This window comes from Streptomyces sp. NPDC000075, assembly GCF_040301925.1.
Taxonomy (GTDB): Bacteria; Actinomycetota; Actinomycetes; order Streptomycetales; family Streptomycetaceae; genus Streptomyces; species Streptomyces polychromogenes.
Genome location: NZ_JBEPFL010000030.1, coordinates 17,768 through 30,128, shown reverse-complemented (window position 1 = coordinate 30,128; position 12,361 = coordinate 17,768). Strand labels below are relative to the sequence as shown.

Below are 12,361 nucleotides of genomic sequence, written 5' to 3'. Positions count from 1 at the left end.
CGTCGGTCCGCGGCGGCCGCGGGGGCTCAGACGGCCATCAGGTACTGCTGGAAGCGCGGCATGAGGATGCTCAGGGCCTTGATCTCCACCTCGGTCAGCTCCGGGTGCCACACGTCCCACAGCAGGACCGAGCGCTGCCGGGTGCCCCGGTTCCACGCCTCGTGGATGAAGCTGTCGTCGAAGAGGATGACCTTGCCCTCGTCCCAGGTCCGCTCGTCGTCGGCGACCTTGATGGAGCAGTCCGGCGGGACCACCAGCGGCAGGTGGGTGGTGAGCAGCAGGTTCACGCCGCCCGTGTGGGGGGTGATGTGCACGCCCGGGTTGAGGACGGTGAACATGCCGTCACGCGGACCGTGCGGCGTCTGCTCCAGGGCCTCCACGGTCACCGGGCAGCGGTCGCGCGCCTCGGCGCGCCAGTCACCGTTGCGGTAGAGCTGGTAGGTGTCCCAGCCCTGCCAGCCGAGCTCCTTCGTGTACATGTCCTCGTAGGGCGCGAACCGGGCCTGCTCCTCGCGCAGCGCGTGGAACTCCGACAGGATCTGCGGGAAGGCCTCCTCCATGGTCCGCACCCAGCCGAGACCGGCCGTGTCGTGCCAGGGGAGCGCACTGATCCCGGGGAAGAAGAGCCGGGTGGGCTCCTGCTCGTCGTGCAGGTACTCGGGCGTGCTGCGGCCCGTGAGGATGGCCAGGCACTCCTCCACCCGCTCCAGGCCCGACGTGCCGAGGACCCCCTCCAGCTCGCGCATCACCTGGTCGGTGTCCATCGCGTTCATCCCGCTCATGCCGTTCCTTCCGTCGTGTCCGTACGCGGACTTCGCTTGGTGTTGCCGGGCCGGCCGTACCGGGACGCGGTACGGCCGGCCCGCTCAGCCGGTCTCCCGGGCGGCCCGCCGGGCCCTGGCCCGGCCGGCCTGCGCGGCCCGCCGCTGCAGTCCGCGGCGCTGTGCGGCCTCCGCGTCCTGTCCCGCCTGCGGGGCCGCGTCCGCCGGGGCGGCCAGCCCGGCGGCGAATTCGGCGATCGTGGGCCGGGCGAAGACGTCCACCAGCCGGACCGGCCGCCCCAGACGCCGCGTCAGGTCGATCTGCAGCCGCGCGGCGAGCAGCGAGTCCCCGCCCGCCTCGAAGAAGCTCGTGTGCCGCCCGATCCGCTCGGTTCCCAGCAGTTCCCGCCACGCGTCGGCGACCGTCTGCTCCAGCCCCGCCAGCGGAGCGGCGGCCCCGGCCCGGTCCGCGGCCGGGCCGGGCGCCTCGGGCAGCGGCAGCCGGGCCCGGTCCCGCTTGTTGGTCCGGGTCCGGGGCAGTGCCTCCAGCAGGAGGACCGTCTCGGGCACCGCCGCCGCGGGCAGCCGCTCCGCGAGGTGCCTGCGCAGCTCCGCCGCGTCGACGCCCCCGGCGGCCACCGCGTAGGCGGTGAGCCGCTGCGCCCCCTGGATCCGGTGCACCGCCGCCGCGGCCTCGCGCACCCCGGGATGCGCCTCGAGCACCGCTTCGACCTCCTCCAGCTCGACCCGGTTGCCGCGGATCTTGACCTGGCTGCCGAGCCGCCCGGCGAAGGCCAGACCGCCCTCCGGCAGGAGCCGGCCCAGGTCACCGGTCCGGTACAGCGTGGCGCCGGGCTCGCGGGGGTCGGGTACGTAGGCCGCGCGGGACTCCTCGGGCCGGCGGTGGTAGGAGCCCGCCAGGAACTCGCTGCGCAGGTGGATCTCCCCGGTCACGCCCACCGGGCAGACCCGGCCCTTGGAGTCGAGCACCACCGCGGACCGGCCGGGTATGGGCTCGCCGACCGGCACCGACGCGGGGAACTCCTCGCCGGGCAGCAGCTCGCGGTGCGTGGCCAGCACGCACTCCGTCGGCCCGTACAGGTTGTGGATCCGCGGCCGGACCGCCCGGTGCGCCCAGTCGTGCGCCAGCGCCACGGGCAGCACCTCGCCGGCCATCAGCAGGTGCTCCAGATCGGGCAGGTCCTGCCCGGCGGCGTCCAGCACCTCGGACACCAGCTGGAAGAAGGCCGGGACCAGCTGGATCTGGGTGATGCGCTCGGCCCGCAGCCACTGCGCCATGGCCACCGGGTCGCGGCGCACCCCGTCCGGCGGCACGCACAGCACGGCACCCGAGCACAGGGCGGCGAACACCTCGGTGTAGGCGGCGTCGTAGGTGAACGGCGCCCACTGCGCGATCCGGCTCCCGGGGCGGACCCCGAAGCGGGTCCGCTGCCAGTCGGCGAACTGGGCCAGCGTGGCCTGCGGCAGGGCGATGCCCTTGGGCGTCCCGGTGGACCCGGAGGTGTAGACGAGGCACAGCGGGTCGTCGGGGCCCGGCTCCGAGGCCGGGGCCGCCGGGGCGTCCGCCGCGGGCCCCGCCCCCGCACCGGCGGGCACGGCCGGGTCGAGGAAGAGCAGCGGGAAGCCGCCGAAGGTGCCCTGCGCCCGGTCCAGCAGGCCCGGATGGTCCGCGACCGCGTCCTCGGCCGCCAGGACGCAGACCGGCTCGGCGTCCGCCAGCACGGTCCTCAGACGCAGGCTCGGGTCCGACGCGTCCAGACAGGCGAAGGCGGCACCGGTCTTGGCGACGCCGAGGATCGCGGCGCTCTGCACCGCCCCCGTGGGCAGCAGCACCGCGACGAACCGTCCCGGCTCCGCCCCCAGCGGGAGCAGCCGCTGCGCGATCGCGTCGCTCCACCGGTCGAGCTGCCCGTAGCCCACCTCCTGGGCGCCGTGCCGGACGGCGGGCGCGTCGGGTGCGGCGGCCGCCCGGCGGCGGAACAGCTCGTGCACCGGCACCGCGTGGCCGGCGCGGCCGGTGCCGGCGTCCACGGCGGGCGCCGGGGCGGCGTCCGACAGGTCCAGGGCGTCCGGTGCCCGTCCGGGATCGGCGAGGGCGGACCGCAGCACCGCCTCGAGGTGGCCGGCGAACCGTGCCGCCTGGCCGCGGCTGAAGCGGCTGCTCGCGTACTCCAGTTCACCCTCCAGGGCACCGGGCCCGTCGGTGAGGGACAGCGTCAGCTCGTACTTGGCGGTCCGGGTGGAGGTCGGCACCGGCGTGCCGAGCGACGCGCCCGGACCGGGCTGCGCCTGCGGGGTGTTCTGGAAGACGAGCATGGCCTGGGCCAGCGGCGGCCGGGCCGGGTCCCGGGTCAGCTCCAGCGCCGAGACGAGCCGGTCGAACGGGACGAGCGGGCGGTCGAGGTCGGCCGCCAGCACCCGGCCCGTACGCGCCACCAGTTCGGCGAAGGACGGCGAGCCGGACAGGTCGATCCGCACCGGCAGCGTGTTGGTGAAACACCCCACCTGCTCGTCGAGCCCGGCCGCGCCGCGGCCGGCCACCGGCACGCCCACCACCACGTCGTCGGTGTCCGCGTACCGCCCCAGCAGCGAGGCGAAGACGGCCAGCAGCACGGTGAACGGTGTCGTCCGCAGCCCCGCCGCGGTCTCCCGCAGCAGGGCGGCCGACTCCGGCTCCACCCGGAACGGCAGCGTCGCACCCTCGGTGGCCCGGCCGGCGGGCCGTCCGAGGTCGGCGGGCAGCTCCAGCACACCGGAGTGGCCGGCCAGCCGCTCGGTCCAGTAGCCGAGGTGCTCCGCACGGACCGCGCGAGCCGCGTCCGAGGCCTGCTCGGCCGCGTACGCACGGAACCCGGACGCCAGCGGCGCGGGCGCCGCGGTGCCGTGGACGCGGGCGGAGTAGAAGGCGGCCAGGTCGCGGACCGCGACGCCGATGGACCAGCCGTCCACCGCGATGTGGTGGGCGGTGACCAGCAGGGTCGCCGCGTCCTCGGAGGTGTGCACCAGCGTGGCGCGCAGCAGCGGCCCCGCGGCGAGGTCGAACGGGCGGACCGCCTCGGCCTCGGCGAGCGCGTCCAGTACCGGTCCGGCCTCCTCCCCGGAGGCGCGCAGGTCCACCACGTCCAGCGGCACGGGCGTCGCGGGCTCGTACACCATCACGGCGCCGTCCGGGCGCAGTTCGCAGCGGGCGGCCAGCACCTCGTGCCGGGCCACCAGGTCGGCGAGGGCGCCGGCCAGGGCCTCCTCGTCGGGTACGCCGGGCAGGGCGAGCCGGGCCGCCAGGTTGTAGGCGGCACCGTCCTCGTCCAGCCGGTGCAGCAGCCACAGCTGGCGCTGCTGGTCGGTGAGCGGGACCACCGGACCGGCCGGGGCGGCGGCCGCGGCGGGCAGCGGCCGTACGGGGGCACCGGCCCAGTGGTCGGCCAGCGTGCGCAGGACCGGGGCCTCGTAGAACGCGGCGAGTGCCGGAGCCGGACCGAGGTCGCCGGCCAGCCGGGCCAGCAGCCGCGTCGCCGAGATGGAGTTGCCGCCGGCGGCCAGGAAGTCGTCGTCCAGGCCCACCGATGCGACGGGGACGCCGAGGACGTCGGCCCACACCGCCGCGATCCGGGACTCGAGGGGGGTCGCCGGGACGGCCCGGCCGGCGTCGTGCGCCGTGACCCCGCGCGCCGCGCGGGCCAGCGCGGGCCGGTCCACCTTGCCGCTGGTGTTCAGCGGCAGTTCGGGCAGGCGCACGAAGACCGAGGGAACGGCCGCGGCGGGCAGCCGGGCCGCCAGATGGCGGCGCAGCCCGGCGGCACCGGCCCCGCCGTCCGCATCGGCCGGGTCCGTGCCGGGTCCCCCGGCCGTCCAGAAGGCGACCAGCCGGGGGCCGGCCGGGTGCTCGCGGTCCAGGACCACGACGGCCTGGGCCACCTCCGGGTGCGTGCCCAGGAAGTGCTCCGTCTCGCCCAGCTCGATCCGGTGGCCCAGCAGCTTGACCTGCTGGTCGGCCCGGCCGGCGACGTGGATGCGGCCGTCGGGCAGGTACCGGGCGAGGTCGCCGGTGCGGTAGACGGTGCCGCCCGCCGGGTCGACCGGGTCCGGCACGAAGGCCGCCGCGGTCAGCTCCGGCCGCCGCCAGTAGCCCGCCGACACCCCGGCGCCGCCGATAACCAGCTCGCCGGTGGCGCCGAGGGGCACCGGACGGCCCCGGCCGTCCAGGACGTAGCAGACCGTCCGGGCGACCGGCCGGCCCACCGTGACCGGCTCCCCGGGCAGCACCCGGGCCACGGTCGACCAGATGGTGGTCTCGGTCGGCCCGTACAGGTTCCACACCTGCGCCGTCAGCTTCAGCAGCCGCTCGGCCAGGTCCTGCGTCAGCGGCTCCCCGCCGCTCAGCGCCCGCAGGCCGGGCAGGCCGGTCCAGCCGCCGCTCACCAGGGCGGTCCACAGCGACGGCGTCGCCTGCATCACGGTGGCCGACTCGGCGCGCAGCAGCGCCGCGAGCGCATCGGTGTCCCGGACCGTCTCGCGCGCGGCCACGGCCACCTGGGCCCCCACGGTCAGCGGGGCGAACAGCTCGAGCACCGAGATGTCGAACGACAGGGAGGTCACCGCGAGCAGGACGTCGTCCGGGCCGATCCCCGGCTCCCGGGTGACGCTGTGCAGGAGGTTGGCGACGGCCCGGTGGGGCACCGCCACCCCCTTGGGCGCGCCCGTCGAACCGGAGGTGTACATCAGGTAGGCGATGCCCTCGGGCGAGGCCCCGGGCGGCGCGGCGGCAGCCGGGCCGGCCGCGTCGCCCCGCCGCAGCAGCTCCTCGGGGGAGACCGACGCGATCTCCGCGGCCGGGGCGTCCGGGCCGTCGGTGACGAGCAGCACCGCGCCGCTGTCGCGCAGGACGTGGGCCGCCCGCTCGGCCGGGAGGTGCTCGTCGACCGGTACGAAGGCGGCGCCCGCCCGCCAGATGCCCAGCAGCAGCGGAACCAGGCGGGGGCTGCGCCCCACCCGTACGGCGATCCGCTCGCCCGCGACGGCGCCGAGGCCGGCCGCCACCCGGTCCGCGTACGCGTCGACCTCGGCGTAGCCGAGCACCTCCGCGCCCTGCCGGACCGCTGGGGCGCCACCGCGCTCCGCGGCGATGCGGCGCACGGCCTCCTCGGCGGACCCCCACGGTGCGACGCTTTCGTCCACGGCGTTGAAGCCGGCCAGCACGCGCCGCCGCTGCTCCGCGGTCATCACCGGCAGGTCTCCGACGGCCAGGTCGGGTTCGTCGGCCGCGGCGCGCACCAGGCACAGGAGCGCGTCGGCGAGGGAGGCCGCGGTGCCGGCGCCGAACAGCCCGGTGCGGTACTCCAGGTCCAGCTCCAGCTCCCCGGAGGGGCGGGGCCGCAGGAAGAGCGACAGGTCGTACTTGGCCGTGCCGCTGTGCGAGAGCGCCGGCACGGTCTCCAGCCCGGGCAGCCGCAGCGTGGTGGCGGGGCCGCTGTGGAAGGCGTACATGACCTGGAAGAGCGGGGTGCGGCCGGGACCCGCCGAATGCCCCAGCTCCGTGACGACCGTGTCGAACGGGGTGTCGCGGTGCGCCAGGTCGGCCTTGAGGGCGAGCCGGGTACGCCGCAGCGCCTCGCGGAAGGTCGGCTCGCCCGACAGGTCGGCCCGGTGCGCCATGACGTTGAGCAGGGGGCCGATCACCGAGGACAGGCGCGGCAGGTTGCGGGTGGCGACCGGCATGCCCACCACCAGGTCGTCCTGGCCGCTGAAGCGCTGCAGGACCGCGCAGAACGCGGTCAGCAGGACGGTCGGCAGGGTCGCGGTCTCGCTCCGGCCCAGCGCCGAAAGCCGGGACACCAGCTCGGCGGGGAGCGTGGCCCGGTGGACCGTGCCGGAGAGGTCGCTCCGGTCGGGATGCGGGTGGTCGGCGGGCAGTTCGAGCACGGGGAGGTCGCCCCCGAGCCGCTCGCGCCAGTACTCCGTGCCGCCCTCGGCCGGGCCGGCGGTGCGCTGCCAGGCGGCGTAGTCGCCGAAGTCGATCCGCGGGGCGGGTGTGCCGTCGGCTCCGTCCGTGCCCTCCTCGGCCGAGGCGTCGCCGACGGCGGCCGCGTACCGCTCGGCGAGCGCCTCCAGGAAGACGCCGAACGCCCAGGCGTCCACCACGATGTGATGGGCCACGAACATCAGGAGGTGGCGCTCGTCCCCGACCCGGAAGAGGCGGGTGCGCAGCAGCGGCGGACGGGACAGGTCGAAGGGGACCGAGGCGGCCCGCGCGACCCGCTCCGCGAGGTGGCCCTCCCGGTCCTCGGCGGGCAGCGCGCGCAGGTCCTCCAGGACCACGGTCGAACCGACCTGGTCGGCGAAGTGCTGCCACGGCTCGCCGTCCGCGTCCACGGCGATCGAGCAGCGCATGATCTCGTGCCGGACGGCCAGATCGGCCAGCGCGCGCTCCAGGGCGCCGGGGTCCAGCGGTCCGGTCACGTGGAACGCGGCGGTCTCGTTGTGCAGGGCGGTACCCGGCCGCACCTGCTCGGCGCGCCAGATGGCGGCCTGGGCGTGGCCGAGCGGTGCGCGGTCGCGTCCGGCCCGCGGCGCGAACGGCTGGGGGCGGCTCATGCCGACGCCTCCTCGGAGAGCTGCGACGGACGGTCCCCGCGGGCGGACGTGACGGCAGCGGCCAGTCCGGCGACGGTCGGGTCGAGGAGGAAGGTGCGCAGGGCCACCTCGGCGCCGAACCGGCCGCGCAGGGCGTCCAGCAGCCGTGCCATGGCCAGGGAGGTCCCGCCGAGCAGGGCGAAGTCGTCCGTGCGGCCCACCTCCGGGAGGTGCAGCAGCTCGCACCAGAGCGCGGCGATCCCCCGCTCCAGCTCGGTGCGCGGGGCGTCCTGGCCGGCCGTGGGCCGGGCGGCCGTCAGCGGGGGCAGGGCCCGCCGGTCCACCTTCCCGCTCAGGGTGCGGGGGACCTGCGAGAGGCGGACGACGACGGAGGGCAGGTGGCCGGCGGGCAGGTGCAGCGCCGCGTGGGCGCGCAGCTCCTCGTCGCCGACGGGGACGTCGGTGACCACGTACGCCCCGAGCACCGCGGTGCCGTCGTGGTCGGCCGTCACGGCGCAGGCGTCGTGCACGGAGGGGTGCGAGCGCAGGGCCTCCTCGACGGCGCCCAGTTCGATGCGGACCCCGGAGACCTTGACCTGCTGGTCACGGCGGCCCAGCAGGACCAGGGTGCCGTCGGCACCCATCCGGCCCAGGTCGCCGGTGCGGTAGCGGTGGGGGAGGCGGAAGCCGCCCTGATCGGCGCCGAGGTACCCGGACAGGGCGAACGGCACTTCGATCTCCACCTCGCCGATGGCGTCCGTGACCGCGGCGCCGGCTGCCAGCACCCGTACCGTCACGCCCGGCATGGGGCGCCCCGCGGGCACGGTCGCGGCGGATGCGTCCGAGGCGTCCAGGCGCCGGAAGACCTTGGTCATCGTGGTCTCGGAGGGCCCGTACAGGTTGACGAGCTGCTTCGTGTCCCCGAAGAGGCCGCGCCACCATGCGACGTCGGAGGCCCGGACCGGTTCACCGGCCAGCAGCGCGACGCGCAGGTCGGGCAGCGAGCCCGCCTCCGCACCCGCGGTGCGCAGGGTCCGGAAGACGGTGGGGACGCAGTGCAGGACCTCCACCCGCTCCTCTGCCAGCCAGCGGACGAGCGCCGCGCCGACGGGGAGCTCCGGGACGGGGGCCACGCAGACGGTGCCGCCCGCGCAGAGCGGGACCAGCAGGTCGCGCAGGAAGGCGTCGAAGCCCGGCGAGGTGAGGAGCGAGACCCGGGTGCCCTCCCCGACGCCGAACTCGGCGGTCTCCCAGTCGACGAAGTGGGCGACGGCGGCCAGGCTGCCCCGGATGCCCTTGGGCCGCCCGGTGGTGCCGGAGGTGAAGTAGACGTAGCCGGCGTCGGTCCGCGCGGGCGCCTCCAGGTGCGGGGCGGACCAGGGAGCGGGGGCGCAGGTGTCCGCCCGCAGGACGGGAACGTCCCCGATCCCGGCGGCGGCCAGCGCCTCGGCACCCGCGGAGTCGGCGACGACGGCGCCCGGGGCCAGGTCCGCGACGATCGCGGCCCAGCGGGCGGCGGGCTGGCGCACGTCGACGGGAGCGGCGGTGCGCCCGGCCACGGCGCAGGCGAGCAGGCCCACCGCGGCCCGGACCGGGTCGGCGCACACGACGAGCACGGGGCCGTCGCCGCCGTCGCCCGCGGCCGCGCCGGTCAGCAGCAGGTGCACCCCGGCGACCTGCTCGGCGAGCTCCCGGTGGGTCCACGTGCGGTCCGGTGCGGACACCGCACAGGCGTCACCGCGTCGCGTGATGTGGTCGTGCCACCGGGCGAGGAGGGTCTCGTGGCTCACAGCACTCCGTTCCTGATCCGCTCGGCGGCGATCGTCAAGGGGTCGATGGAGGGGAACTCGTCCGCCCGTCCCGAGGCGGCGATCCCACGGGTCACCAGGTGCAGTTCGGTGCAGGCGGCGACGAACGCGCCCACCCCGTAGCGGGGCAGCGCGTCGCGCAGGAAGTCGACGGCCCGGGCCGGGTCGCCGCCGCGCTTGATCCGGTACACCAGGTCGTGGAGCGTGTCCTGGTCGTCGGGGGCCAGGGTGACCAGCCGGTCCGCGACGGCCGGGTGGCGCGGGTGCGCGGTGAAGAGGCCGGCCCGTGCGGTGCCGCTGGTGCCCAGAAGCAGATGGGGGCGCGAGGAGCGCTCCAGCTCGTCGAAGACGATGTCCACCAGGGACACGCACCGGGCCGCGAGGTCGGCGGGCAGCGCGCCGAGGACGTGGTGCGCGGTGAGGCAGGCGATCACGACCCGTTCGGCGCCGGCCTCGCACAGCCCGCGGACCGCGCGTTCCACGGCTTCCCTGAGGCGGTCCATGTCGTTGCTCCCGATGGCGTCGGTGCGGTCCACCACGGCCGGATCGGACCAGAGCAGGATGCGGGGCGCCTCCTGTTCCACCGCCCAGGAACCCTGGGCGTACACGGTGCGCAGCAGTTCGGTGGAGGCCAGCGGGCCCATGCCGCCGACCACTCCGACCAGCAGCTGCGAGACGGTGCTCGCCGGGGTCATCCCAGACACGGCAGATCGAACTCCTCGACGAACAGGGCGAATGTGGCGATGACCATCAGGTAGTCCGTGTCCAGGTGGGCGTGCACCCGGTGCTGCCCCGACCGCTGCCGGCGGGCGAGTTCGGCCACCGTGTCCGGGTCGAAGTAGCCCTGGCGGCGCACGGTGGAGGGGGCGATCAGTTCCTCGAACCAGTCGGCGCCCGAGGTCAGCAGGTGGGAGCTGGTCTGGGCCCGGAAGCCGTACTTGGGCCGGGCGAGGATCTCGGGCGGCACCAGGCCGGCGGCGGCCCGGCGCAGGACCGCCTTCTCCTGCGTGCCGTGCAGCATCAGCTCCGGCGGCACCGTCGTCGCGAAGTCCACCACGTCCCGCGCCAGGAAGGGGAAGCGGAGTTCGACGCCGTTGGCCAGGGCCATCCGGTCCCCGTGGTCTCCGAGGAGGTGGTCGGCGAGGCGGAGGTGGAAATCCAGGTACGAGCGCTGGTGCAGCGGATGGCGGCCCAGCAGGCGGTCCGGATCCACCAGTCGTTGAGCGGTGACCGAGAACTCGTCCAAAACGTCGGCGAGATCGGCCGAATACAGCTCGCGCCGGAACTCCTGGGCGGCTATTTGGTCGTTTTCGTAGAAGAGGTCGGTGCCCCACATCCGCAGGGCCGCCTCGCGCTCCAGGTGGGCTTCGAGTCCTTCGGCGCGACTGCCGGACAGCCCCGCCGCGTCGAAGCGGTATCCCGGATATCCCCCGAATAGCTCGTCCGCCCCCTCACCGCTCAGCACGGCACGCGTGTCCGAATTCCGGACGGCCCGGGAGAGCAAAAGGGAACAGACGTTGTACGACTCGCGCACCGGGCACTCGGCGTGCCGGACCATCGTCGTGAGCCGGGCGGCAAGTTCGCTGTCGTGAACCGGGACTTCGTGGTGCGCGGTGCCCAGCTTCCCCGCGACGAGCCGCTGGGCCGCGCCCTCGTCGAACTCGCGGTCGGGGAAGACGGCGGAGAAGCTCGGCCAGGAGTGGCCCGGACGCGCACGCGTCATCAGGGCGCCGATCAGGCTGGAGTCGAGGCCGCCGCTGAGGTACATCCCCACCGGCACGTCCGCCAGCAGCCGGCTGTCCACCGCCGACCCGAGGAGGCCGGCGGCCCGTTCGGCCTGTACCTGCAGCGCCTCCTCGGCGGCCCGGCCCATGAGCGGGGGAGGGGCGTCGGCCAGGAGGGGGTAGTCCAGGTCCCAGTAGCGCTCGGTGCGCACCCCGGACCGGTCGGCGACGAGCCGTTCCCCGGGGCGCAGGGCGTGCACGCCCTCGAACATCGTGCGCGGACTCACCAGTCCGGGCAGGGAGAGCACCTGGTCCAGCCCGCGCAGGTCCACCCGGCGGGTCACCGCCGGGTGGCGGAGGACGGCCTTCACCTCGGAGCCGAAGACCAGCGTGTCGCCGACGACGGTGTAGAAGAGCGGCACGATGCCCGAGTGGTCACGGGCCAGCAGGAGCCGGTCGGCGGCCGAGTCGTACAGGGCGAAGCCGAACTGGCCGTCCAGATGGGCGGTCATCTCCACCCCGTACTCGCGGTAGAGGGGAATCAGCACCTCGGTGTCGCACGTGGTCCGGAACGAGTGGCCGCGCCGGGAAAGGGAGTTCCTCAGTGCGCCGTGGTTGAAGATCTCGCCATTGCAGACCGAGGCGATCCGGCCGTCCGGGGAGACCTGGGGCTGATTTCCGTTCGCCAGGTCGTTGAAGGCGAGTCTGCGAAATCCGAAGGAAACGCTTCCCAGGGATATGGATCCGGCGTCGTCCGGGCCCCGGTGAATGAGCTCGGCGGCCATCTCGCGAGCGATCGACTCGCGTTCGTGATCCGCAGTGCCGACTGAAAATACCCCCGCCACGCCACACACTTGAAAAAGCACCCCAGCAAGCTATGCGTATGAATGGGGATGCGACTCTGACAAAGTCATGAACGCCGAATTCGGCGAAGGCCGGGCCCCGTTTCCCCGTAAATCCAAGCCCTGATTGGTCGGTCGGGCGGATCGTGTCGCCAGCTTCCGCGGCGACGGCTGGACCGACCGTACGTGTGGCGAGAGTGCAGGTCAAGCCCCATGTCCAGCAGGTCGGTTGTCGGCAGGGGGGTATCGAACGGGCCCGTCGGCGCCGTGGGACGGGCCCGTTCGACTTCCTCGCGGGGGACCGGACGGATTGCTTCCGAATGGCCGGTGACCACATGTGACGCGGCGGGGGGTTGACGCATTAGGCGCGGGTAGGCAAGGGTGATCGGGACGGCCCGTGAAGGGCCTGTTTCGGGGTGACCACGGGGGCTCGCCCAGATTTCCCGCCGACGGCTGACCACCGGGGGCACGGAGAAGATCGAATCCGTAATCGACCGTCAACTGCGCGTATTTCTGCAGTGTGACGTGCGGTCACTGGGGGTGAGGGGTGGGGGTCAATGGGCCACGGCGCTGCCGGGGTGCGTGCACTCACGACGAACCACAATGCGTACATCCATGACTGAACAGACATGGCG

Annotated in this window: 5 protein-coding genes; all 5 read right to left on the bottom strand. The window is 74.8% G+C overall.

Features of this window, described 5'->3' with window-relative positions; translation table 11 throughout:
* Window positions 1-26: 26 nt before the first annotated feature.
* Entirely contained in the window at window positions 27-782 is a 756-nt protein-coding gene (locus ABT403_RS28860) for an aspartyl/asparaginyl beta-hydroxylase domain-containing protein (protein WP_344155055.1), read from the bottom strand.
* Between the two features lie 84 nt (window positions 783-866).
* On the bottom strand, window positions 867-7,373 hold the full coding sequence (locus ABT403_RS28855) for a non-ribosomal peptide synthetase (protein ID WP_344155052.1): 6,507 nt from the start codon (window positions 7,371-7,373) through the stop codon (window positions 867-869).
* Window positions 7,370-9,142 carry a non-ribosomal peptide synthetase gene (locus ABT403_RS28850; RefSeq protein ID WP_344155048.1) on the bottom strand — a complete coding sequence of 591 codons (1,773 nt, stop codon included), beginning with the start codon at window positions 9,140-9,142 and terminating at the stop codon, window positions 7,370-7,372. Before ABT403_RS28850 ends, ABT403_RS28855 begins: the two co-directional genes overlap by 4 nt.
* Complete coding sequence (locus tag ABT403_RS28845; RefSeq protein WP_344155197.1) at window positions 9,139-9,855, bottom strand: aspartate/glutamate racemase family protein; 717 nt, start codon at window positions 9,853-9,855, stop codon at window positions 9,139-9,141. Before ABT403_RS28845 ends, ABT403_RS28850 begins: the two co-directional genes overlap by 4 nt.
* Entirely contained in the window at window positions 9,852-11,729 is a 1,878-nt protein-coding gene (asnB, locus tag ABT403_RS28840; RefSeq protein WP_344155045.1) for an asparagine synthase (glutamine-hydrolyzing), read from the bottom strand. The genes ABT403_RS28845 and asnB overlap by 4 nt, the downstream gene beginning before the upstream one ends.
* Window positions 11,730-12,361: the final 632 nt, after the last annotated feature.

Bases quoted from the DNA above. Each gene is read 5' to 3' on its own strand.
- ABT403_RS28860 (WP_344155055.1), bottom strand. From the start codon at position 782: ATGAGCGGGATGAACGCGATGGACACCGACCAGGTGATGCGCGAGCTG.
- ABT403_RS28855 (WP_344155052.1), bottom strand. From the start codon at position 7,373: ATGAGCCGCCCCCAGCCGTTCGCGCCGCGGGCCGGACGCGACCGCGCA.
- ABT403_RS28845 (WP_344155197.1), bottom strand. From the start codon at position 9,855: ATGACCCCGGCGAGCACCGTCTCGCAGCTGCTGGTCGGAGTGGTCGGC.